The organism is Tessaracoccus palaemonis, assembly GCF_019316905.1.
Lineage (GTDB): Bacteria > Actinomycetota > Actinomycetes > Propionibacteriales > Propionibacteriaceae > Arachnia > Arachnia palaemonis.
Genome location: NZ_CP079216.1, coordinates 1866426 through 1890973, shown reverse-complemented (window position 1 = coordinate 1890973; position 24548 = coordinate 1866426). Strand labels below are relative to the sequence as shown.

19 protein-coding genes are annotated in these 24548 nt (G+C 70.2%); 16 read left to right on the top strand and 3 right to left on the bottom strand.

The window, feature by feature from the left end:
- Positions 1-14: 14 nt before the first annotated feature.
- The 5 genes from KDB89_RS08610 to KDB89_RS08590 all read left to right on the top strand — a co-directional run bounded on the left by KDB89_RS08610 (position 15) and on the right by KDB89_RS08590 (position 11071).
- Positions 15-938 (top strand): PfkB family carbohydrate kinase, encoded by a 924-nt coding sequence (locus tag KDB89_RS08610; RefSeq protein ID WP_219080181.1) that lies wholly within the window; start codon positions 15-17, stop codon positions 936-938.
- Between the two features lie 113 nt (positions 939-1051).
- Entirely contained in the window at positions 1052-3520 is a 2469-nt protein-coding gene (gene leuS / locus KDB89_RS08605) for a leucine--tRNA ligase (RefSeq protein ID WP_219080179.1), read from the top strand.
- Between the two features lie 80 nt (positions 3521-3600).
- A complete protein-coding gene (locus tag KDB89_RS08600; protein ID WP_219080177.1) occupies positions 3601-4359 on the top strand; it encodes a ComEA family DNA-binding protein in 759 nt (252 codons plus the stop codon).
- Entirely contained in the window at positions 4356-6668 is a 2313-nt protein-coding gene (locus tag KDB89_RS08595; RefSeq protein ID WP_219080175.1) for a ComEC/Rec2 family competence protein, read from the top strand. Before KDB89_RS08600 ends, KDB89_RS08595 begins: the two co-directional genes overlap by 4 nt.
- Before the next feature lie 74 nt (positions 6669-6742).
- Complete coding sequence (locus tag KDB89_RS08590) at positions 6743-11071, top strand: acyl-CoA dehydratase activase-related protein (RefSeq protein WP_219080173.1); 4329 nt, start codon at positions 6743-6745, stop codon at positions 11069-11071.
- On the opposite strand, the gene KDB89_RS08585 is transcribed toward KDB89_RS08590, so the two are convergent.
- On the bottom strand, positions 11061-11654 hold the full coding sequence (locus KDB89_RS08585; RefSeq protein ID WP_219080171.1) for a TetR/AcrR family transcriptional regulator: 594 nt from the start codon (positions 11652-11654) through the stop codon (positions 11061-11063). The two genes, KDB89_RS08590 and KDB89_RS08585, sit on opposite strands and share 11 nt — an antisense overlap.
- Positions 11655-11656: 2 nt before the next feature.
- Complete coding sequence (locus KDB89_RS08580; protein WP_219080169.1) at positions 11657-12649, bottom strand: Gfo/Idh/MocA family protein; 993 nt, start codon at positions 12647-12649, stop codon at positions 11657-11659.
- Between the two features lie 121 nt (positions 12650-12770).
- Between KDB89_RS08580 and holA the strand changes: the two genes are divergently transcribed.
- Positions 12771-13733: a DNA polymerase III subunit delta gene (gene holA / locus KDB89_RS08575; RefSeq protein ID WP_219080167.1), complete on the top strand. Its 963-nt coding sequence runs from the start codon at positions 12771-12773 to the stop codon at positions 13731-13733.
- 106 nt (positions 13734-13839) lie between these two features.
- On the opposite strand, the gene rpsT is transcribed toward holA, so the two are convergent.
- Complete coding sequence (rpsT, locus tag KDB89_RS08570) at positions 13840-14100, bottom strand: 30S ribosomal protein S20 (protein WP_219080165.1); 261 nt, start codon at positions 14098-14100, stop codon at positions 13840-13842.
- Positions 14101-14320: 220 nt separating this feature from the next.
- Here rpsT and lepA point away from each other — a divergent pair, with 220 nt between their 5' ends.
- From lepA to KDB89_RS08525, 10 genes are all read left to right on the top strand, one after another.
- Positions 14321-16153, top strand: coding sequence for a translation elongation factor 4 (gene lepA / locus KDB89_RS08565; RefSeq protein ID WP_219080163.1), 1833 nt, complete (start codon positions 14321-14323; stop codon positions 16151-16153).
- 8 nt (positions 16154-16161) lie between these two features.
- A complete protein-coding gene (gene hemW, locus KDB89_RS08560) occupies positions 16162-17352 on the top strand; it encodes a radical SAM family heme chaperone HemW (RefSeq protein WP_219080161.1) in 1191 nt (396 codons plus the stop codon).
- Between the two features lie 92 nt (positions 17353-17444).
- Positions 17445-18887 (top strand): glycoside hydrolase family 1 protein, encoded by a 1443-nt coding sequence (locus tag KDB89_RS08555; protein ID WP_219080159.1) that lies wholly within the window; start codon positions 17445-17447, stop codon positions 18885-18887.
- Positions 18888-19136: 249 nt separating this feature from the next.
- Positions 19137-19517 (top strand): GntR family transcriptional regulator, encoded by a 381-nt coding sequence (locus KDB89_RS08550; protein WP_219080157.1) that lies wholly within the window; start codon positions 19137-19139, stop codon positions 19515-19517.
- Positions 19514-20206, top strand: coding sequence for an ABC transporter ATP-binding protein (locus KDB89_RS08545; RefSeq protein WP_255555853.1), 693 nt, complete (start codon positions 19514-19516; stop codon positions 20204-20206). The genes KDB89_RS08550 and KDB89_RS08545 overlap by 4 nt, the downstream gene beginning before the upstream one ends.
- Complete coding sequence (locus tag KDB89_RS14635; RefSeq protein ID WP_255555852.1) at positions 20203-21018, top strand: hypothetical protein; 816 nt, start codon at positions 20203-20205, stop codon at positions 21016-21018. The genes KDB89_RS08545 and KDB89_RS14635 overlap by 4 nt, the downstream gene beginning before the upstream one ends.
- 14 nt (positions 21019-21032) lie before the next feature.
- On the top strand, positions 21033-21872 hold the full coding sequence (locus KDB89_RS08540) for a DUF3097 domain-containing protein (protein ID WP_255555851.1): 840 nt from the start codon (positions 21033-21035) through the stop codon (positions 21870-21872).
- A 48-nt stretch (positions 21873-21920) separates the two neighbouring features.
- Positions 21921-22694, top strand: a complete 774-nt coding sequence (locus KDB89_RS08535) for an inositol monophosphatase family protein (RefSeq protein ID WP_219080151.1) — start codon at positions 21921-21923, stop codon at positions 22692-22694.
- A complete protein-coding gene (locus KDB89_RS08530; RefSeq protein ID WP_219080150.1) occupies positions 22694-23704 on the top strand; it encodes a LacI family DNA-binding transcriptional regulator in 1011 nt (336 codons plus the stop codon). Before KDB89_RS08535 ends, KDB89_RS08530 begins: the two co-directional genes overlap by 1 nt.
- A gap of 119 nt (positions 23705-23823) precedes the next feature.
- Positions 23824-24543, top strand: a complete 720-nt coding sequence (locus KDB89_RS08525; protein ID WP_219080148.1) for an L-ribulose-5-phosphate 4-epimerase — start codon at positions 23824-23826, stop codon at positions 24541-24543.
- Positions 24544-24548: the final 5 nt, after the last annotated feature.

Sequence of the window (24548 nt, the reverse complement as noted above, 5' to 3'; positions counted from 1 at the left end):
GGTAGGGTGCAGCCATGCGTTTCGTCGTATGTGGTGAGGCCCTGATCGACCTCATGCCCCAGGAGGTGCTCTCGCCGGAGGAGAGCCTGTGGGTCGCGCGTTCCGGTGGGGGGCCGCTCAACTCCGCGGTGGCCCTTGCGAAGCTCGGGTGCGACACCCATTTTCTCGGCCGACTGAGCACCGACGCGTTCGGGAGGCAGTTGTCAGCGCACCTGGCATCGGCCGGCGCCCAGCTCGACCTGGCCGTCACCACCGACGACCCGACAACCATGGCCGTCGTCAGCCTCGACGACGAGGGCAAGGCCACCTACGCCTTCCACTTCGAGGGCACCACGAACTTCAACTGGCGACCCGAGGAGTTCCCCACCCTCGCCGGGGACGACTGGCTGCACCTCGGCTCCATCGGAACCATCATCGAGCCTGGCTTCCGGCACGTCCGTGACTTCGTGAACCAGACCGAGGCGACCGTCAGCTTCGACCTCAACGTCCGCCCCTCGACGTTGCCCGACCGCGCCGAGTATTTCGCACGGATCTCCGACCTGATGGCCGCGGTGGGCCGCAACGGCGGCATCGCCAAGGCCAGCGACGAGGACATCGCCTGGCTCGTCGACGACGACTCGGATCCGCTGGCCTACGCTGGCACGTGGGCCGAGGAGTTCGGGCTCTCCCTCTTCATCGTCACCCTCGGCCCCGACGGCGTGGCCGCGGTGAAGCCCGACGGCAGGGTCGTCCGGGTCCCCGGACGGCGCGTCGAGGTCGTCGACACCGTCGGTGCGGGGGACACGTTCATGGCCGGGTTCCTGTCGGCGTATGCGGAGGACCCCTCCGACGTGGAGGGTGCGCTGGCCCGGGGCGCGGCCGCCGCCGCGATCGTCTGCACGCGCCAGGGGGCCAAGCCCCCGACCGCCGCAGAGGTGGACGCACTGCTCGCGTCCTGACGGGTGGGCCCGCGGCTCTCCGACTAGGGACGCCGCGGCGCCGCGCGGTATATTTGGCGCCTTAGTGCGCGGAGGTCTTCCGCGCGCCGATTTCAACGTGCAGGAGATGAGCCGTGAGCCAGGAACCGGGTCACTACGACAAGGTGCAGGCGCAGGAGAAGTGGCAGGCCTTCTGGGAGGCCGACCGCACCTTCGAGCCGCTCGATGACGGTAGTCGCGAGCGCCGCTACGTGCTCGACATGTTCCCCTACCCCTCCGGCGACCTCCACATGGGGCACGCCGAGGCGTACGCCATGGGCGACGTCGTCTCGCGCTACCTGCGCCTCAAGGGTTTCGACGTCATGCACCCGATCGGCTGGGACTCCTTCGGTCTGCCCGCCGAGAACGCGGCGATCAAGCACAATACGCACCCGTCCGAGTGGACCTACGCCAACATCGAGACGCAGGTGCGCTCTTTCAAGCGCTACGGTCTGAGCCTGGACTGGTCGCGTCGGCTGCACACCTCCGACGAGGAGTACTACCGCTGGACGCAGTGGCTGTTCCTGCGGTTCTTCGAGCGCGGGCTGGCGTACCGCAAGGACTCCTACGTCAACTGGTGCCCGAAGGACCAGACCGTGCTCGCCAACGAGCAGGTCGTCCAGGGGCACTGTGAGCGGTGCGGGACCGAGGTCACCAAGCGCAAGCTGAACCAGTGGTACTTCACGACCACCGACTACGCCCAGCAGCTGCTGGACGACATGCAGCAGCTGGAGGGTGGCTGGCCCGAGCACGTCCTCGCCATGCAGCGCAACTGGATCGGCCGCTCCGAGGGCGCGCACGTCCAGTTCGCCATCGAGGGCCGCGACGAGCCCGTCACCGTGTTCACCACCCGCCCGGACACGCTCTTCGGCGCCACCTTCATGGTCGTCGCTCCCGACAGTGAGCTGGCGCAGCAGCTGGTGACCGCCGCCCAGCGTCCCGCCTTCGACGCCTACCTGGAGCAGGTGAAGAAGACCACCGAGATCGAACGCCAGTCGACCGAGCACGAGAAGACCGGTGTCTGGCTGGGTCTGAGCGCCACCAACCCGGTCAACGGGGAGCAGGTGCCCGTCTGGGCGGCCGACTACGTGCTGGCCGACTACGGCACCGGCGCGATCATGGCCGTGCCCGCTCACGACCAGCGCGACCTGGACTTCGCCCTGAAATACGACCTGCCCGTGCGCACGGTGCTCGACGTGGACGGCACCGACCCCGCGGTCACCGGCGTCGCGACGGTCGGCGACGGCGCCTACCTGAACTCCGGGCTGCTGGATGGCCTGAGCGACAAGAAGTCGGGCGTGTCGACGATCATCGCCCAGCTGGAGGAGCAGGGCACCGGCACCGGCACCATCCAGTACCGCCTGCGGGACTGGCTGCTGTCGCGCCAGCGCTTCTGGGGCTGCCCCATCCCGATCGTGCACTGCGAGCAGTGCGGCGAGGTCGCCGTCCCCGACGACCAGTTGCCGGTGAAGCTGCCCGACCTGCGCGGCGCCGCCCTCGCTCCCAAGGGCATCTCGCCCCTGGCCGCGGCGACGGACTGGGTCGCCACGACGTGCCCCCGGTGCGGCGGCCCGGCCAAGCGGGACACCGACACGATGGACACGTTCGTCGACTCCTCGTGGTACTTCTTCCGCTACTGCTCGCCCCACTTCGCCGACGGCCCGTTCGACGTGGAGGCAGTCCGCAACTGGATGCCCGTCGCCCAGTACGTCGGTGGCGTCGAGCACGCGATCCTGCACCTGCTGTACATGCGGTTCTTCACCAAGGTGCTGCGCGACATGGGCATGGTCGACTTCGACGAGCCGATGCTCAAGCTGCTGAACCAGGGCCAGGTCATCAACCAGGGCCGCGCGATGAGCAAGTCGCTCGGCAACGGTGTCGACCTGGGCGCGCAGATCGACGAGTTCGGCGTCGACGCGGTCCGCCTCACCGTCGTGTTCGCCGGCCCTCCGGAGGACGACATCGACTGGGCCGACATGTCCCCGGCCTCCAGCCTGAAGTTCCTGCAGCGCGCCTACCGCATCGCCTCCGAGGTGACGTCCGCTCCCGACGTGGACTTCGCGGCCGGCGACGCCGCGCTGCGCAAGGCGACGCACAAGGCGATCGGCGAGATCTCGCAGCTCATCGAGTCCGGCCGCTTCAACGTGGCCATCGCGCGCACCATGGAGCTCGTCAACGCGACGCGCAAGGCGATCGACGGGGCTGCCGGCCCAGCCGATCCGGCCGTGCGGGAGGCCACGATGTTCATCGCGCAGTCGCTGAGCCTGGTTGCCCCGTACGTCGCGGAGGAGATGTGGGAGGCGCTCGGCCTGCCGCCGTCGATCGCGAACAGCGAATGGCCCGCCTACGACGAGTCCCTGACCCGGGACGACACCGTCACGATGGTTGTGCAGATCCAGGGCAAGATCCGCGGCAAGCTGGAGGTTCCCGCCGACGTGACAGAGGAGGCGGCCCTCGAGCTGGCGCTGGCCGATGAGGGCGTGCAGCGTTCGCTGGCCGGCCGCGAGATCGTCAAGGTCATCGCGCGCCTGCCGAAGATGCTGAGCCTCGTGCCCGGAAGGTGACCTGCGGTCCTGCCGACCGAATTCTCCACAGCTGGCGCGGAGTCTGACGCGCCGGGGGCGGGAATGACCATCACGGTCGCATGGGACGAAGTGACGACGAGGAACTCATCCGTGCCCGGCTCGCATACCTGGGGGCGGGGCGGCGCGGCCTGGGAGACCCGCGGCGCGGTGTCGTGGACGACGACGCGCCGGCGTCGCAGCCGCCTGCCTCAGCGCCCGTGCCACCCCTCCTCCCGCGGTTCAGGGTGCAGTTGCGCCACGTCGCCGTCGTCGCGCTGCTCGTACTGATCGGCATCGGCGTGAGCTTTGCGACGCTCGGTCGCAGCTCAGCCACCGTGGTTCCTGTGGAGCCTGTCGTCGTGAGCACGGCAGCGCCGGCCGCAGCGGTCTCCACCACAGACGGGCCATCCTCGTCGGCTCCGCTGCGTGTCCACGTGGCCGGAGAGGTCCGCAGCCCCGGCGTCGTTCTCGTCAGCCCCGGCGCGATCGTGCAGGACGCGATCGAGTCCGCCGGAGGCCTGACGAAGGAGGCCGATCCAGCGTTGCTCAACCTGGCGGCGCAGCTCGCGGACGGCATGCAGATCGTCGTGGGGAGCAGCCAGAGCCCCGCGGGGGAGATCGTGGGCGAGGCCACCGCCACCCAGGGTCTGCTGGTGAACCTCAACACCGCCACAGCCGAGCAGCTCGAGGAGCTGCCGGGGGTAGGGCCGGTCACCGCCGCGGCGATCGTCGCGTGGCGCGCGGAGAGCGGCCCGTTCAGCGCCGTCGACGATCTGCAGGAGGTCAGTGGCATCGGGCCGAAGACGTACGAGCAGCTCAGGGAACTCGTGACGATATGAGCGCCACGCATGACCTGAGGCTGGTGCCGGTGGCGGCCGTGACATGGGTCGGCGCCTGGGTCGGTGTCTCCGGCTGGCGCCCCGAGCCCCGGGTGCTGCTTCCGCTGACCGCGGCGGTGGTGCTCGCGATGGTCGTGGCGGCGCGGGCGGGGCGATGGTGGCTGGCGGTGTGCCTGCTGGTGCTCACCTGTTCATCGCTGGCCGCGGGGGCGCTTTCCTGGCAGCGCCACGGGTCGCCCGTGGCCGACCTCGCGGCGGACGGGCGGATCGGCACGGTGGAGTTCGTGGTGCGGGCACTCCCGCATCAGGGAGCCAGGGCCGTGGCGGTCGACGCGGATCTCGTACGCGTGCAGGCGCGTGGAGTGGAGGTCGGCGCGTCCGTGCCGGTGGTGCTCCTCGGGTCGGGGGAGCGGGCGGATGATCTGCTCGCGCTCCGCGTGGGCGGCCGGTACCGCGCGGTCGCGCGGCTCGGTGCCACGGAGCTGTCCGATCGCGAGGCGGCCGTCGTGAGCCTCCGGTCGGCTCCGCAGGAGGTGGCAGCGCCGGGGCCAGCGGACGCCTGGGCGGCCACCCTGCGGGAGGGGTTACGCGCCGCGATGGCGCACTCTCCGCCCGACCAGGCCGCCATCGTCCCCTCGCTGGTGGTCGGCGACACGAGGGCGGTGGGCGAGGGCCTGAGGGAGGACTTCCGGTCCACGGGGCTGACGCACCTCATGGCCGTCTCCGGAGCGAACCTCTCCCTGATGCTGGGGGCGCTCCTGGCTGCGGCCAGGGTCTGCGGAGTGCGCGGCTGGGGACTACGGGGGCTCGCCGCAGTCGGCGTGGCCGCTTTCATCGTGCTGTGCGGCAGCGAGCCGTCGGTGCTTCGGGCCGCGGCGATGGGGCTGATCGCGCTGGCGGGGATCGGCGCGGGGCGGGGCCGACGCAGCCTGCGGGCCCTGAGCCTCGCCGTCTGCGTCCTGCTGTGGCTCGACCCCTGGCTGGCGTCGTCGGCGGCGTTCGCGCTGTCCGTGCTCGCCTGCGCGGGGATCGTGCTGCTCGGTCCCCTCCTGCGGTCCTCCCTGGCGCGTTGGCTTCCCGTCTGGCTCGCGGAGTCGCTGGCAGTGCCCATCGCGGCCCAGCTGGCCACGCAGCCGATCGTGACGGCGATCAGCGACCACGTCTCCGTCGTCGGTGTGCTCGCCAACGTCCTGGCCGGCCCGTTCGTCGGACCGACCACCGTGCTGGGCTTCGTGGCGGCCTTCCTGAGTCCGCTGGGGGTGCCCGCGGTGCTGCCGGCCTGGCTTGCCGGGTGGTGTGCCCAGCCGATCCTGTGGCTGGCCGGAGGCGGCGCATCGCTGCCGAGTGCCTCCTGGGAATGGCCGGCGACGACGTCGGGACTGGTGCTCGTGGCTCTGGGCTCCGCCGCGCTGGGTAGCCTGCTGGTGGTCGCCCTGCGGAGCCCGTGGGGCGGGGCGGCATTCGCGGCGCTCCTCGTGTCCGCCTGCCTCATCCGACCGGTGCCGCTCGGCTGGCCAGGGGAGTGGAACGCGGTGTTCTGCGATGTCGGGCAGGGAGACGCAACCCTCATCAGGGCCGGGCCCCGGGCGGCGGTGGTGATCGACGCCGGGCCGGAGCCCGCGCCTGCGCTGACGTGCCTGGACGCGGCAGGGATCGACGCGGTTCCTCTGCTCGTGCTGACGCACTATCACGCCGACCACGTCGGCGGCGCGACGGAGATCATCGCGCGCTACAGGCCGGGGCTTGTCCTCGTGCGCGGCGGTGCCGTGCCCGCCTGGCTGAGCGCCGCGGCCGGTCCGGTCGGGGCCACCGTGCGCTCCACCGCTCCGGGCGAGTCGATCGTCGTGGGCGATGTCACCTGGACGACCGTCTCCACCGGGCAGGCCCCACCCGGGCCCGGGGTCGCGGGAGAGGGAGAGGGGAGCGCGGAGAACGACGCGTCGGTCGTCGCCGTGGCGGAGTCCGGCGGGCTGAGGGTGGTGCTGCCCGGCGATGCGGAGCCCGCTGGCCAGGCGGCGGCGCTGCGCGGTGCGGCGCGACTGGGGATCAGCCTGTCGGCCAGCGTCCTCAAGCTTCCCTATCACGGGTCGGCGCGCCAGGAGCCCCGGTTCTTCGCGGCCACGGGAGCCAGTCTGGCCGTGGCCAGCGCCGGCCGCGACAACGACTACGGCCACCCGGCCGAGGCGGCCCTCGAGCTCAGCACCCGGCTCGGCATGACGGTCGCGCGCACCGACGAGCAGGGCTCCGTCGCTGTCGCCCTGGATGAGGCTCAACTCGTCGTGCGGGCCGCGCGCTCCCCCCGGGGGTAGTCCGCCGGTCTGATTCACTACGCTTCGTAGTAGTCTTGCACTAAACAGAACGAGTGTTTTGCTTGGAGGGGTGTATGAGCGACCTTGGTCTCGATATCGGGTCCACGACGGTCAAGGCCGCTGTCATGGACGGAGAGCGTCTCGTGTTCAGCGCCTACCGGCGCCACAACGCCGACGCCCGCGGGGCGCTGCGCGACCTCCTCCACGACATCGACGAGGCCCTGCCGGGGCGGGAGTTCCGCTGCCACGTCACCGGATCTGCGGGTCTCGGCGTCGCCGACCTGATGGGCGTCGGCTTCGTCCAGGAGGTCATCGCCTCGACCGAGGCCATCGAGAGGTTCAACCCGACCGCGGATGTCGTGATCGAGCTCGGCGGCGAGGACGCGAAGATCACCTACCTCCACCCCGTCGTCGAGCAGCGCATGAACGGCACCTGCGCCGGTGGTACCGGCGCCTTCATCGACCAGATGGCGACGCTGCTGCACACCGACGCCGGCGGCCTCGACGAGCTCGCGTCCCGCTACCAGAACCTCTACCCGATCGCTTCGCGGTGCGGGGTGTTCGCCAAGTCCGACCTGCAGCCGCTGCTGAACCAGGGCGCCCCGCACACGGACCTGGCGGCCTCGGTCTTCCAGGCCGTCGCGACCCAGACCATCGCCGGCCTGGCCTGTGGCAACCCCATCCGCGGCAACCTCGTGTTCCTCGGCGGGCCACTGCACTTCCTGCCCCAGCTCCGCGCGGCCTACGAGCGCGCGCTCGGCGATCACGTCACGTCGTTCACCACCCCGGCGGACGCCCACCTCTACGTCGCCATCGGGGCCGCACTGGTGGCGGGTCAGCAGGCCGAGACACCGCGCCACCGTCTCACCGACCTTGCGGACGGGCTGCGTCAGCGCACGCTGATCCCCCTGGCGACCACGAGGCTGCGGCCCCTGTTCCTCGACGACCAGGAGCGCGCGGAGTTCCTGACACGCCACGCCCGCGCCACTGTCCCGCGCCGGGAGCTGTCCGAGGCGAGCGGGCCGGTCTTCCTCGGCATCGACGCCGGGTCCACGACGGTCAAGGCCGTCGTGACCACCGCCGACGGAGAGCTGCTGTTCACGCACTACCAGGGCAGCAACGACCCGGTCTCCGTCGCCTCGGCGATCCTGCGCACCGTCTGGGAGGCGCTTCCCGAGTCCGCCTACCTGGCCCGCGCCTGCGTCACCGGCTACGGGGAGGGCCTGGTCAGGGCCGCGCTCCGGCTGGACGACGGCGAGATCGAGACGATGGCGCACTACCGGGCCGCCGAGCACCTCGCGCCCGGCGTCACCTCGGTGATCGACATCGGCGGCCAGGACATGAAGTACCTGCGGATCCGCCGGGGAGCCGTCGACTCCATCGCCGTCAACGAGGCCTGTTCGTCGGGCTGCGGGTCCTTCCTGCAGACCTTCGCCGCGACGCTCGGCACCGACATCCAGAGCTTCGCCGCGCAGGCGCTGACCTCCACGGCCCCCGTCGACCTCGGCACCCGCTGCACCGTCTTCATGAACAGCTCGGTCAAGCAGGCCCAGCGCGAGGGCGCATCGCCCGCCGACATCGCCGCGGGCCTGTCCTACTCCGTCATCCGCAACACCCTCTACAAGGTCATCAAGCTGAAGGACGCCTCCCAGCTGGGGGAGCGCGTCGTGGTGCAGGGCGGCACGTTCCTCAACGACGCGGTGCTGCGCTCCTTCGAGCTGCTCACCGGGGTCGAGGTCGTCCGGCCCGACGTCGCCGGTCTGATGGGCGCGTACGGAGCGGCGCTGACCGCCCGCCGGAACTGGGGGCAGGGCGAGCGCTCGCAGGCCCTCGACCTCGACGAGCTCGACGCGCTGCGGGTCGACACGTCCATGGACGTCTGCCGGCTGTGCCAGAATCACTGCCAGCTCACCATCTCCCGGTTCTCCGACGGCACGCGCCACGTGTCGGGCAACCGCTGCGAGCGCGGCGTCAGCACCGAGAAGGTGCCACCGAAGTCCGAGCTGCCCAACCTGTACGACTACAAGTACCGACGGCTGTTCGGCTACCGGCGGCTCACGGCGGAGAAGGCCACGCGCGGCGACATCGGCATCCCCCGTGTGCTGAACATGTACGAGAACTACCCCTTGTGGTTCACGGTGCTCACGAAGCTCGGTTTCCGCGTGATGATCTCGGGCCGGTCCAACCATGAGCTGTTCGAGCGCGGCATGGACTCCATCGTCTCCGAGAACATCTGCTACCCCGCCAAGCTCGCGCACGGGCACGTTGAATCGCTGCTGGACAAGGGCGTCGACACCATCTTCCTGCCCTGCGTGCCGATCGAGGCCAAGGAGGTCGACGGCGCGGACAACCACTTCAACTGCCCCGTCGTCGCCTTCTACCCGCAGGTGCTCGGCAAGAACGTGGCCCGGCTGCGGGAGGAGGACGTGCGCTATCTCGCCCCGATGCTGAGCCTCGACGACCCCGCCAAGCTGGCCACCCGGCTCGTGGAGGTCTTCGCCGACTGGAACGTGACGCTGGAGGAGGCAACCGCCGCCGTCGAGGCGGGCTTCGCCGAGGACGCGGCGGCCAAGGCCGACGTGCGCGCCGAGGGCCGCCGGGCGCTCCAGTACCTCGCGGAGCGTGGCCTGAAGGGCATCGTGCTCGCCGGCCGCCCCTACCACGTCGATCCCGAGGTCAACCACGGCATCCCGTCGCTCATCAACGGTCTCGGCATGGGCGTGCTCACCGAGGACTCGATCCTCGACCCCGCCGCGAGCGAGCTGGAGCGCCCGCTGCGCGTGCTGGACCAGTGGGCCTACCACACCCGCCTCTACGAGGCCGCCGCCCGCGTCGCCACCCGGCCGGACCTGCACCTGGTGCAGCTCAACTCGTTCGGCTGCGGCGTGGACGCGATCACCACCGACCAGGTGGCGGAGATCCTCGAGCGCTCCGACGACCTCTACACGCTGCTGAAGATCGACGAGGTCTCGAACCTCGGCGCCGCCACCATCCGGCTGCGGTCGATGAAGGCGGCCGCCGCCGAGCGGCGCGGGTCCGAGACCGTGGAGACCTACGACATCGACCGCACCCCGCCGCTGTTCACCCTTGAGGCCCGCCGCACGCACACCGTCTACGCCCCGCAGATGGCCCCGACCCACTTCCGGCTCATCGTGCCGGTGCTGAGGAAGGTGGGCATCAACGTCGAGCTGCTCGAGCATGCGAGCACCGAGGACGTCGAGGTCGGCCTGAAGTTCGTCAACAACGACGCCTGCTTCCCGGCGATCATGGTCGTCGGGCAGCTTGTGAACAAGATCCGCTCCGGCGAGGCGGATCCTGAGCGCTCGTCGGTGATCATCACGCAGACCGGCGGCATGTGCCGCGCCACCAACTACGTCGGGCTGCTGCGCAAGGCTCTGGCGGACGCGGGATACCCGCAGATCCCCGTGCTTGCCGTCAGCGTGCAGGGCCTCGAGGAGAGCCCGGGGTTCACGCTGAGCCCGTCGATGATCCACCCCCTCCTGCAGGCGCTGGTACTCGGCGACCTGCTGCAGTCACTGCTGCTGCGCGTGCGCCCGTACGAGGCGCGGCAGGGCAGCGCGAAGGAGCTCTACGGACGCTGGGACCTGATCTGCCAGGAGTGGCTGCAGTTCTCCGGCCGCAGCGCGACGCTCGGGCGGAGCGTCGGCTACTCGAAGCTGGTCCGGCTGATCGTGGGCGAGTTCGATGCGCTCCCGCTGGCGGACGGCCCGCGGCGACCACGCGTCGGCATCGTCGGCGAGATCCTGGTGAAGTTCCACCCGGACGCGAACAACCACGTGGTCGACGTCGTCGAGGATGAAGGGTGCGAGGCCGTGCTGCCTGGCATGCTGCCGTTCTTCCTGATGGGGATGTACTCGTCGAGGCACCGCTACGAGACGCTCGGCGTCGGAGGCAGCTCGCGACACCTCAAGGCGATGGCGACGTGGCTCGTGGAGCGCTACCAGGACCCGGTCCGGCGCGCGCTGGCCGCCACCGGTGGCAAGTTCGACGTGCCGGCGACGATGAAGGAGCTGGCGGGCAAGGCCGACGGCATCATCTCGCTCGGCACCCTGGCCGGCGAGGGCTGGCTGCTGACCGCCGAGATGGTCGAGCTGATCGAGCTCGGTGCCCCCAACATCATCTGCGCGCAGCCGTTCGCCTGCCTGCCGAACCACGTCGTCGGCCGCGGCATGTTCGCGGAGCTGAGGCGTCAGCACCCTCAGGCCAACGTGGTGAGCGTCGACTACGACCCCGGTGCCTCCGAGACCAACCAGCTCAACCGCATCAAGTTGATGATCGCCACCGCCCACAAGCAGGCGGCCAGGGCAGGGGACGGGTTCCGGCTGGGGGCGGCCACGCCCGTCTCCCCGGTCGACGTCTGGGAGGACTCACTCACCCGCTGACGGCGAGTCCGGTCACGACCGAGCGGCGGAGCTCCTCCCGGTCGGCGCCCGGCTGCAGCACGATGCGCACGACGAACCCGTGCATCGCGGCCAGGACGACGCCCGCGGCGTCCCTGACCCGGTCATCCGCGTCGGCTCCGAAACGCTCCCGCCCCCAGGGGGCCAGCGCGCCGGTGACGACGTCGAGGAGGTCGGTGACCGCGGCGCTGGCCAGCCCCGCCAGCTCCCGCTCGAACGGGACCTGCGACCAGACCTGCAGCAGCAGGGAGGCCGTCGCCTCGAACGGCTCGTCCTGCTCGAGGAGCAGCTGGTCGAGCACGTCGGCAGGGGTCGGCCGGTCGCGGGAGTCCAGCCCGGTCTGCAGGGACGCCAGCCGTGCGGTGAGCACCTCGGCGATGGCGTGGCGCAGCAGGGCCGCCTTGCTGTCGAAGTGGGAGTAGATCGACCCGGCGGACAGGCCGGACTCCGTGATGATGTCCGCCATCGACGTGCCGGCGAACCCGTCGCGCACGAAACAGCGCAGCGCCGCCGCCGCGATCTGGTCGCGCCGGTCGCGGCGCCGGTCGTCGGAGAGACGGGGCATGGTCAGCGGGTCTCGCGGGGCCCGAGCCCGGCGGCCAGGTACATCGCGTCGATGACCTGCATCTGCGCGACCGCGTTGGCGGTCCCCGTCAGCAGCGGGGCCCCATCGCGCACGGCGGCGACGAAGGCGGCCAGCTGCTCCTCGTAGCTGGTGGGGGAGCCGGGCACATCGTGACTGGTGGTGACCCCGTCGACCGTGACGGCGATCGAGTTGCCCTCCTGGGGCTTCACGAAGCCCTCGATCCGGATGGTGCCGCGGGTTCCGGTGATGGTGGCGCTCTGGCGCTCGACGTCCTCCAGCAGGGAGCTGGAGATCGTACCCGTCACGCCGTCGGGGAAGCGGAGTTCCGCGGACAGCGCCTCGTCGAGCCTCGGGTCGCTCGAGGGCCGCGCGACGGCCGAGACAACCTCGGGTTCCGCACCGGCGATGGCGCGGGCGAAGAACAGGCTGTAGCACCCGAGGTCCATGGTCGCGCCTCCGGCCAGCTCCTGGATGTAGCGGATGTTGGTGCGGTCCGGCATGTGGATGTCGAAGTGGGCCGACACGTCGACGAGGTCGCCGATCGCGCCCTCGGCGATGAGGGACAGCACCTGGGTGACGAGCGCGTGGTAGCGGGAGTGGATGGCCTCCATGACCACGCGGTCGGTCGCGTCGACCCTCCGCGCGACCTCCTGGGCCTCGGCCGCGTTGGAGGCGAACGGCTTCTCCACGAGGACGTGCCTGCCGGCGTCGACCGCGGCGACGGTCCAACGGCCGTGCTCCGAGTTCGGCAACGGGATGTAGACCGCGTCGATGCCCGCGTCGGCGAGCAGCGCCTCGTAGCTGTCGTGCACGGTGGGGATGCCATGCCGCGTCGCGAACTCCTGGGCCCTCGCCCGGTCGCGGGCGGCGACCGCGACGATCTCGACGTCCCTGTTGCGGGCGGCGGGTTCGAGCAGCGCGGACGGCGTGATGCCTGCGGCGCCGAGGATGCCGAAGCGGAGTGGTGCGGTCATGGTCTCTCCCTTGAGGCTGGCTGTTGCTGCACGAGTCTAGGGGCACGGCACCTGACCCGGGTGACGGGCGCCGGGAGACGCCGGGTTCGTGCCTGTCGGTGGGCGCTGGCAGAATCTCCCCATGCCCGCCTTCGGATCAGCCCTCCTCGTCACCGGACCCGAGCCGCTGCTCGCCAGCCGCATCGTGGCCGACGCGAAGGCGGCCGCACTGCGCGAGCAGCCCGGGGCCGACGTCAACGAGATCACGGCGACCGACCTCGAGGACCACATGCTGTCCGAGGTCATCGGCGGCTCGCTGTTCTCCACCCACATCGTCGCGGTGATCGACGACCTCGGCTCCTGCCCGCCCGAGGTGGTCGAGCAGCTGGTCGACGTGGCGAGGAATCCTCCCGAAGAGCTCTGCCTGATCCTCGTGCACCCGGGCGGCAACAAAGGCAGGGGAGTGGTCGACAAGCTGAAGAAGGCCAAGGTGCCGACGCAGGTCGTTGCGGCGTTGAAGCCAAGCGAGCTCGGCCAGTTCATCACGGCGGAGGCGAGGCGCGCGAAGATCCGCATCGGGGCCGAGGCGAACCAGGAGTTGCAGCAGGCGGTCGGGGGCGACCTGCGGGCGCTGGCGGCCGCGGTCACGCAGCTGGCCGTCGATGCCGAGTCCGGCGAGATCGACAAGGCGCTCATCCACCGCTACTTCGCGGGTCGCGCCGAGGCGTCGTCGTTCAAGGTGGCCGACGCGGTGCTGGCCGGCAACGGCGCGGTCGCGATGGAGAACCTGCGGTGGGCCCTCGAGACGGGCGTGGCGCCGGTGCTCATCACCAGCGCGTTGGCGGGATCCTTCCGCGGCATGGGCCGGCTGCTGGACGCGCAGAGCCGACGGATGTCCGGGGGCGAGCTGGCGCGGGCGCTGGGCATGCCTCCGTGGAAGATCAGGAACCTGGAGCGCACATCGCGCAACTGGCGATCCGGCGACGTCGCTCAGGCCATCCGCATCGTCGCCGAGGGCGACGCGGCGGTCAAGGGAGCGGCGACGGATGCCGACTATGCCCTGGAGAAGATGGTGCTGGCGATCCTCAAGCTGCGGAGCCGCTGACACGCGCGAGGGCACGCAAAACAGCGCCTTGACGACCGAGGGTCAAGGCGCTGTTCCTGCCAAGAGATCAGCGTGCGGCCGGGCCCGGGGCCCGGCCTGCGCAGGATCAGAGAGCGGCGACTGCCGTGGAGATGGCCGACTTACGGTTCGCGGCCTGGTTCTTGTGGATGACGCCCTTGCTCACGGCCTTGTCGAGGCTGCGGTTGGCGGCAACGGCCAGTTCGGCGGCCTTCGTGGCGTCACCGGCGGCAACGGCCTCACGGACGGCGCGGACGTTGGTGCGCAGGTTCGACTTCACGGCCTTGTTACGCTGGCGCGCGATCTCGTTGGTCTTGATGCGCTTCTTCTGGGACTTGATGTTCGCCACTGGGCAAGCCTCTTCACGGTAAGTTGGTGTACTCGGTCTGTTGCGTTTGCACGCGACGATCAAGCTTACCTTGACCGGCCGAGAGCCGCCAAATCCGCCCCGCGGCGGAGCCGTCTGGCCGCGGATCGGGGCCTCACGTAGGGTCCCATCCGGCCAGATTCCGGGGGCGGCGGGTTCCGTGAGAGACTTACCTGTCCCACATCCACTGACGAGGAACTGCATGTCCGCACCGCGCCCCGGCAAGACCGATCCGGCGATCATCCGCAACTTCTGCATCATCGCCCACATCGACCACGGCAAGTCCACGCTTGCCGACCGGATGCTGCAGTTGACCGAGGTCGTCGACGCACGCCAGATGCGCGCGCAGTACCTCGACCGGATGGACATCGAGCGCGAGCGCGGCATCACGATCAAGTCGCAGGCCGTGCGCATGCCCTGGGTCAAGGACGACCGGGCCTACGTCCTGAACATGATCGACACACCCGGGCACGTCGACTTCACCTACGAGGTCTCCCGCTCCCTGCAGGCGTGCGAGGGTGCGATCCTGCTGGTGGATGCCGCGCAGGGCATCGAGGCGCAGACGCTCGCGAACCTGTACCTCGCCATCGACGCCGACCTCACGATCATCCCGGTGCTGAACAAGATCGACCTGCCGAGCGCCAACCCCGAGAAGTACGCGGCCGAGATCGCCGGCATCATCGGCTGCGACCCCGACGACGTCCTCAAGGTCAGCGGCAAGACCGGCGCGGGCGTCGCCGAGCTTCTCGACCGCGTCGTCGAGCTGATCCCCGCCCCGCAGGGGGACCCGGCGGCCCCGGCCAGGGCTCTGATCTTCGACTCCGTCTACGACACCTACCGCGGCGTGGTGACCTACGTCCGCGTCGTCGACGGCGAGCTCGGTCATCGCGAGCGGATCCGCATGATGTCGACCAGGAGCAGCCACGAACTGCTCGAGGTGGGCGTCATCTCGCCGGAACCCGTCAAGGCCGAGGCGATCGGCGTCGGCGAGGTGGGCTACCTCATCACAGGCGTCAAGGACGTCCGCCAGTCGCGGGTCGGCGACACCGTGACGCTCGAGTCGCGGCCGGCCGAGACCGACCTCGGCGGCTACAAGAACCCCAACCCGATGGTCTACGCCGGCCTCTACCCGATCGACGGCGACGACTTCGGCCTGCTGCGCGAGGCGCTGGAGAAGCTGCAGCTCAACGACGCTGCGCTCACCTACGAGCCCGAGACCTCCGGCGCGCTGGGCTTCGGCTTCCGCATCGGTTTCCTCGGTCTCCTGCACATGGAGATCGTCCGTGAGCGCCTCGAGCGCGAGTTCAACCTGGACCTCATCTCCACGGCCCCCAACGTCGTGTACCGCGTCGTGATGGAGGACGGCACCGAGCACGTCGTCACGAACCCGTCGGAGTACCCCGAGGGAAAGATCGCCGAGGTGTACGAGCCGGTCGTGCGGGGCACGATCCTTGCGCCGTCGGAGTACATCGGGACCATCCTCGAACTGTGCCAGACGCGCCGCGGCGTCCAGCGGGGCCTCGACTACCTCAGCGAGGACCGCGTCGAGATCCGCTACACGCTCCCGCTCGCCGAGATCGTGTTCGACTTCTTCGACGCGCTGAAGTCCCGGACCAAGGGCTACGCGTCGCTCGACTACGAACCCGACGGCGAGCAGGAGGCCGACCTGGTCAAGGTCGACATCCTGCTGCACGGCGACCCCGTCGATGCCTTCTCCGCGATCGTCCACCGGGACAAGGCATACTCCTACGGTCTGCAGATGGCCTCCAAGCTCAAGGAACTCATTCCCCGACAGCAGTTCGAGGTACCCATCCAGGCCGCCATCGGCTCGCGCGTCATCGCCCGCGAGACCATCCGCGCCATCCGCAAGGACGTGCTCGCCAAGTGCTACGGCGGCGACATCTCGCGTAAGCGCAAGCTGCTGGAGAAGCAGAAGGAGGGCAAGAAGCGGATGAAGATGGTCGGCCGGGTCGAGGTGCCCCAGGAGGCATTCGTCGCGGCCCTGTCGACCTCCGAGGTCAAGAAGGGAAGCTGAGCCGCCCGATGGCCCAGCTGCCCGACGGCGACGAGGCGCCCCGCGACGGGGCGCTGCCCGCGTCATCACTCGATGCGGGGCGCCCGCTGTCGCTGTACATCCATGTGCCCTTCTGCCGGGTGCGCTGCGGCTACTGCGACTTCAACACGTACACGCCGGCCGAGCTGGGCGACCTGTCGCCCGACACCTACCTCGGCGCGGCCATGCGCGAACTCGACCTTGCCCGCCGGATCCTCGGACCCCGCAGGATCGACACGGTGTTCTTCGGAGGCGGGACCCCGACCATGCTGCCGGCCGAGGCGCTGACGGACCTGCTCCGCAGGGCCGGAGAGCTGTTCGAGGTCTCTCACGACGCGGAGATCACCACCGAGGCCAACCCGGAGACGGTTACTCGGCAGTACTTCGATGATCTTCGAAGTGGTGGTTTCACGCGCATCTCACTTGGCCTGCAGTCGGTCGTCCCGCACGTGCTGCAGGTGCTCGAACGGGTCCACACGCCGCGTCGAGGACTGGACGCGGCACGCTGGGCCAGCGAGGCCGGTTTCGAGCATGTGAGCCTCGACCTCATCTACGGCACGCCAGGGGAGAGCCGGGACGACTGGGCCGCCAGCCTCGAGGCGGTATCGTCGGCCCCGGTCGACCATGTGAGCGCGTACTCGCTGATCGTCGAGGACGGCACCCGTCTGGCGGCGCAGGTGCGCCGTGGCGAGATCGGGATGCCCGACGACGACGACCTGGCCGACAAGTACCTGATGGCCGACGAGGCGCTGACCGCCCTCGGGCTGGCCAACTACGAGGTGTCGAACTGGGCCCGGCCCGGCGGCGCCTGCCGGCACAACGTCGCCTACTGGCAGGGCGCGGACTGGTGGGGGATCGGGCCGGGGGCCCACTCGCACATCGGCGGAGTGCGGTTCTGGAACCGTAAGCATCCCCGCAGCTACGCGGCCGCGCTCGCGGCGGGCGACTCACCGGCGCTCGCCCGCGAGGTGCTGGACGACGAGCAGCGCCGCGTCGAGCGGGTGCTGCTCGAGCTCCGCATCGACTCCGGGCTGCCGCTCGACGTCCTGACCCCCGCCGAACGGGCGCGCGTCGCGGACCCGGTCGCGCGCGGACTTGCCGTCATCGACGGTGACCGTCTCAGACTCACGCGCGCGGGTCGGCTGCTTGCCGACGGTGTGACGCGCGATCTGCTGGACTGACCCCGCTGCGATCCATCGCGGTCAACTGGTGCCCACGCTGGTGAGAGCGCTCCCATGGCTCTAGGGTGGGACCCACACGCAAGGAGGCGAGCATGAGATTCCCCGCAGACTTCACCTGGGGCGCGGCCACTGCGGCGTTCCAGATCGAGGGCGCCGCTCAGGAGGACGGTCGCACCGACTCCATCTGGGACGCATACTGCCGCGCGCCGGGGGCCGTCGTCGACGGCGACACCGGCGATGTGGCCTGCGACCACTACCACCGGATGCCCGACGACGTCGCGCTGCTCGCGGACCTCGGGTTCAGGGCCTACCGTTTCTCGACCTCCTGGGCGCGGGTGTGCCCAGACGGCGCGCTGCCGAACGCCGCGGGCCTGGACTTCTACTCGAGGCTGGTCGACGAGCTGCTCGCCGCGCGGATCGAGCCGTGGCTCACGCTGTATCACTGGGACCTCCCGCAGGCCCTGCAGGAGGAGGGCGGCTGGACGAATCGCGCCACGGCCGAGCGCTTCGCCGACTACGCAGAGGCCACGTACCGCGCCCTCGGTGGGCGCGTCAGGAACTGGACAACTCTGAACGAGCCGTGGTGCTCGACTTTCCTGTCCTATGCCGGCGGTGAGCACGCGCCGGGGCACACGGACCCGCGCGAGGCGGCTGCGGCCGTGCACGTGATCCTGCTCGCGCACGGCCTCGCCTGCCAGCGGCTGCGCGCCGTCGCCGACGAGATGGGCTGGGAGCTGAACCTCGGCATCACGCTCAACTTCTCGGCGCCGATCCCCGCCGACCCCGACGACGACGGTTGCCTCGAGGCCGCCCGCCGCATCGACGGCGCGACCGCGCGGGTGTTCCTCGACCCGCTCTTCAAGGGTTCCTATCCAGACGACGTGCTCGACGACATGGCCGAGGCCGGCCTGGGGGAGAACATCCAGGAGGGCGACCTCGAGATCATCGGCGAGCGGCTCGACTTCCTCGGCGTGAACTTCTACAACGCCGTCGCGGTTGCACCGCCGGCCGACGGGGGCCCCTGGGGTGGTTCGCACCCTGACGACGGGCTCACCTACACCGGGCCAGGCGGCCGGCCGCGGCGCAGCCCCTGGGTGGGTAGCGAGCGGGTGCAGGTCGTCGACCGTGGGCTGCCGAAGACCGCGATGGGTTGGGAGGTGCACGGCCCCGACATCGGGCGGCTGCTCGTGGACCTGCACGAGGGGTGGACCGGCGAGGTCGGTATCCCGCTGTACGTCACGGAGAACGGTGCCGCCTACGACGACCAGCCTGACGCTGACGGTTTCGTGGACGACTCGTCCGACCGCGGCGCGTACTACCGCCAGCACCTCGCCGCCGTCGCGGAAGCCATCGAGCGGGGCGCCGACGTGCGTGGCTACTTCGCCTGGTCGCTGATGGACAACTTCGAGTGGGCCTTCGGATACTCGCGTCGGTTCGGGATCGTCCGCGTGGACTACGAGACGCAACGTCGCACGCCCAAGTGGTCGGCGCGCTGGTTCGGTCGCGTCATCGAGGCAGGCGAGCTGGTCGACTGACCACCCCGGTCGGACCCCTCCGAAAAACTGTCAGTGCCCGGTTCTCCCCGGTCATCCAGGGAGAACCGGGCACTGGTCGATTTTCGCGCCTCGAGCCCGAGAGCCGGGCGAGGAGGCAATGAGCGAAAGTCGTGACCGGACCGGGGGGAATCGACCACTGCCCGATTTTCGGGATGGAGTGGGCGAGTCTGTGCTACTGTATTAACTACCTAATACAGAGATACAGAAGGCACAGCGAGGAGGTGTTCCGTGGAGTTCGACCCCAGCGTCCCGATCTGGCTCCAGCTCACGGGCGAGTTCACGCGTCGCGTCGTGACCGGCAGCTGGCCGCCCGGCGCGAAGATCCCAGCGGTGCGCGAGTTGGCGGTCGACCTGAAGGTCAACCCCAACACCGTGCAGCGCGCCCTGGCGGAGCTGGAGCGCGGCGGGCTCACCCGCACCGAGCGCACGGCAGGTCGGTTCGTGACCGACGATCTGGCGGCCATCGACGCGGCCCGTCGCGGGCTCGCAGCCGAGGCCGCCACTGACTACGCACGCAAGGCGGGCGGCCTGGGGATGGACCTGGCGACCGCGCGCGAACTGCTCGGCCAGCAGTGGCTGGCCGGCACCGAGGAAGGAGACGCCAGGTGAACGCCATCGACATCACCGGCTGCACCAAGAAGTACGGCAGCCTCCCGGCCCTGAACGGGCTCAGCCTCTCGCTGCCGCCCGGCCAGATCGTCGGGCTGCTCGGCGAGAACGGCTGCGGGAAGACGACGCTGCTCAAGATCCTGGCCGGCGCGCTCACGCAGTACGACGGGGAGGTCCTGATCCACGGGCGGCGGCCCGGCCCGGAGACCAAGGCCATTGTCTCGTTCCTGCCCGACGCCAGCTTCCTGGCGGGCGGCGTGACCATCGATGAGGCCATCGCCTACTTCCGCGACTTCTTCTTCGACTTCAACGAGCCCAAGTGCCGGGACCTGCTCGGCGTCTTCGGACTCGACGCGGGCCGGAAACTCAACACCCTGAGCAAGGGCATGCGGGAGAAGGTGCAGCTCTCCCTGGCGATGAGCCGCGAGGCGAAGGTGTTCCTGCTCGACGAGCCCATCTCCGGCGTCGACCCGGCGGCCCGTGAGGTGATCCTCTCGGCCATCGTCCGCGACCTCAACCCCGACGCGCTGGTCCTGATCTCGACGCACCTGATCCACGACCTCGAACCCATCCTCGACGGCGTGGCGATGATGCGCTACGGCCAGATGCTGCTCGCCGACAGCGTCGACCACCTCCGCGAGGTGCACCACAAGTCCATCGATGAACTGTTCAGGGAGGTCTACCGATGATCAAGATGCTCTTCAAGCACGAGTTCCTGCGCACCTGGAAGCTCGTCCTCGTCGCCATCGGAGGCGGCGCCGTCATCGCCGCGCTCGGGGCGCTCGGCGCGCTCTGGTTCCCCGGCCCCGTCGGCGCGCTGACCGGAGTGCTCGGCATCCTGGTCGCGAGCGTCCTGCCGTTGGCCGTGACGCTCGGCCTCGGCGTCGACTTCTACCGCTCGACGTACGCGAAGACCGGGTACTTGACCGCGGCGCTGCCCGTGAAGGGGTCGACGATCTACGGCGTCAAGCTCGCCTATGCCTACCTGGTCACGCTGCTGAGCCTTCTGGTGGCCGTGCCGCTCGCCGCGTTCGCCATCGCGGCTCTGCTCGGCCTCTCCGGCGAGCTGACCTTCGCCGAGGCGTGGGCCGGCATCGGTGAGGTCGGAGACGTCTTCGGCGCGTTGCCCTTCTGGCTGCAGGCCTGCGTCGTGCTGCTCGTCCTGCTGTTCCCGCTCAGCAGCCTCGCCCAGTACTGGTTCGCGGTCACGGTCGGCAGCGAGTCATGGATCAACCGGCTGGGTCTCGGCGGCGTCGTGCTCACCTGGTTCGGCTACTACGTGGCGGCTCAGGTGGTCGCGGTCATCGCCGTCTTCATCCCGCCGTACCTCGACATCACCGACCCGTCCGACGTGCACGTGTTCGCCAACCCGATGCTGCTGTTCTCGGAGTACAGCGAGGGCGGCGTGCCGGTCATGGCCGTCGTGGTGGGCCTCGCCCTGGCGATCGCGGCGATCTGGTGGGGGAAGGTGTCGTACGACCGGAGGCTGGAGCTTCGCTGATACGGTCCTTGACCGTGGATCGATACGCGAAGGACGTGCTGAGCGCAGGCTGGCAGAAGTCCCACCTCAGGCAGTCCCGCGACGTGGCCGTCGAACTCGACCTGGTGGTCGAGTTCGACGACTTCTGCGGGGCGGTCGTCGGCTGGGAAAACGGCATCGTGCTGCTGGAGGATCGCCGGGGGAAGCGCCGCGGCGCGCCGTTCGGCCCTGGGTTCCTGCTCGAGGGTCAGCCGGTCGCCCTGCGTGCCCCGCTCCGTGAGGCGGCGAGGAAGCCGGCCTACACCGCCTCCGGGTCCCGCGCCTCTGCCGAGCCGCAGAAGGCGAGGGTCGCCCTCCCCAGCCGGATCTACGTCGAGGGACGCCACGACGCGGAGCTCATCGAGAAGGTCTGGGGCGACGACCTGCGCCACGTCGGCGTTGTCGTCGAGTTCCTGGGCGGCATCGACGATCTCCCCGCCATCGTCGCGGAGTTCGCGCCCGAGCCCGGACGCAGGCTCGGCGTGCTGGTAGACCACCTCGTCCCCGGCTCCAAGGAGTCGCGGATCGCGAAGCAGGTGTACCAGGCCGGCTACCGCGACACCGTGCTGATCGAGGGGCACGAGTTCATCGACATCTGGCAGGCCGTCCGGCCGCAGCGCATCGGCCGCAGGGCCTGGCCCGAGGTCCCGCGCGACGTCGACTTCAAGCTCGGCACGCTCGCGGCGCTCGGCCTGCCGCACGCCGACCAGGCGGACATCGCCCGCGGCTGGCAGGGCATCCTGGCGCGCGTCGGCGGCTGGCGTGACCTCGAGCCGCAGCTCAACACCCAGGTGGAGAGGCTCATCGACTTCGTGACGCAGGACCACCTCGAGTGAGGTGACCGTTCTCACAGCCGCGGGACAGGACCGCTAAAGTGCGTGGGTATGGACACCGAAGCCATCCTGGGGCTGCTCAAGGAGACCGCCGCTGAGGTGATCACGCCGCGGTTCCACCAGCTCGCGGCCGAGGAGATCGTCGAGAAGCGTCCCGGCGACCTCGTGACGATCGCCGACCGTGAGGCCGAGCAGCGCATCGGCGCGCGCCTGGCGCACGCCTTCCCCGCCGCGGTCATCGTCGGCGAGGAAGCCGTCTTCTCCGACCCCGGGCTGCTGAGCGCTCTGGCCGGCGCCGACCACGCCTTCGTCATCGACCCGATCGACGGGACCAGGAACTTCGTGCGCGGCCGCGACGAGCACGGGGTGATGCTCGCGGAGACGCGTGGGGGCATCACGACCCGCGGCTGGATCTGGCAGCCGATGACCGGCCGCGCCTACGTCGTCGAGCGTGGCTCGGGGGTCAGGCTCAACGACGAGGCGGTCACCCGGGCGCAGCACGACAGGGCGCCGCTGGGGGCGTCATCGAAGAAGAGGTTCGTCGGCTACGACGCAGACGGCCACCTCAGCCCCGCTGTGCTCAGCCACTTCTGCTGCGCGTTCGACTACCCGGCCGTGCTCCACGGCGACATCGACTTCATGGCCTACACGTCCATGCACCCGTGGGACCACCTCGCCGGATCGCTCATGATCACCGAACACGGGGGAGTCAGCCGCACGATCGAAGGGCTGGCCTACACGCCCACCTCTAAAGGGAAGGGACTCATCATCGCAGGAGACACCGTGAGCTGGATGGCAGCGCAGCAGTACTGGCCGGTGGCGTGATGGCGCGCAAGGCACAACCCCGCCCCTCGATCCGCGACGTCGCGGCCCTGGCGGGCGTCTCGTACCAGACGGTCTCGCGGGTCATCAACGAGCCGCAGCGGGTCCGCCCCGCCACCGCGCAGCGCGTCAACGAGGCCATCGCCGAACTCGGCTACCGGCCGAGCAAGGCCGCGCGCTCGCTGGTGACGCGCGACTCCATGACCATCGGGGTCGTCGCCTACCACGGCGAGCTCTACGGCCCGCACCAGATGACGCTGGCGATCGACGAGGGCGCCCGGGCCCGCGGCTACGCCACCGCGACGGTCACGGTGCGCGACGACTCCGACGAGTCGCTCGCGGAGGCGCGCGAACACCTCCTCGGCCTCGGCGTCGACGGGGTCGTGATCATCGCCTGGACGAGCGCCATGCTCGAGCTGGCCCGTACCTTCGCCGCAGAGCTCCCCACGTGCGTCATCGCCGAAGGACAGGTTCCGCCCGGCATCGCCCGCGCGCACAGCGACCACTTCTCCGGCGCCCACCAGGCCACCAGCGCCCTGCGGGCGGCCGGCAGGCGCCGCATCGCGCACCTGAGCGGCCCCGTCGAATGGCTGGAGGCGCGCACCCGTATCGAGGGGTGGAAGGCCGCCGCCGGCGCCGCCTGCGGCCCCCTCGTCGAGGCCGGGTGGGGCGTGCGCGGCGGCTACCTCGGCGTGGACCGGATCCTTGAGGCCGACGACTCGGTCGACGCCATCTTCGCGTCCAACGACCAGGTCGCCGTCGGGGCGCTGCGCCGGCTGCAGGAGCTGGGTCTCGACGTGCCCGGTCGGGTGGCCCTCGTCGGCTACGACGACCTCGACATCGCGCCCTACCTGCGGGTGCCGCTGGCCTCCGTGCGCCAGCCATTCGCCGAGGTCGGCTCGGCGGCGGCCGAGCTGCTGTTCGAGGTGGTCGAGGGGGGCGAACCCGGTTCCCGCACGCTGCCCGCGCAGTACGTGCCCCGAGAGTCGGCGGGGATTCCCGCAGCCGGGTAGGTGCCCCTCCGTTGACCCCGGAATCGCGGCCGGGTAGCATGATGTGTGAACGGTCACATGGCGGTGCCGTGCAGTCAGGCCGATGCCGCCACTGGCGCCTCAAACCCCGGAGGAGATGTATGACCATCCGCCTTGCCGACCTGCCGGCCGATGTGCAGGAGGAGGTCGCCGCGACGCGCACCATCGTCGCCGACCTGCACGCCGAACTGCCCCGATGGGAACTCGTCGTCTGGACCGCCGGTAACGTCTCGCAGCGCATCCGTTGCGCGGACCGCATCGGGCAGGACCTGTTCGTCATCAAGCCGTCCGGCGTGTCCTACGACCAGCTCTCGCCCGAGGCGATGGTCGTGTGCACGCTCGACGGGAAGAAGATCGACGACGGCACGCCCGACAGGCTGCAGCCGTCCAGCGACACCGCCGCGCACGCCTACGTCTACGAGCACCTGGACCGCGTCGGCGGCGTCGTGCACACGCACTCCACCTACGCGACCGCCTGGGCGGCCCGCGGCGAGGAGGTGCCCTGCGTCCTGACGATGATGGCCGACGAGTTCGGCGGCCCCATCCCGATCGGCCCCTTCGCCCTGATCGGCGACGACTCGATCGGCCGCGGCATCGTCGAGACTCTGAAGGACTCCCGCAGCCGCGCCGTCCTCATGCAGAACCACGGCCCCTTCACCATCGGCACCGACGGCCGCGACGCCGTCAAGGCGGCCGTCATGGTCGAGGAGGTCGCCCGCACCGTGCACATCTCGCGCCAGCTCGGCGAACTCATCCCCATCGAGCAGTCAAAGATCGACTCGCTCTTCGACCGCTACCAGAACGTCTACGGACAGAAGTAGGAGAG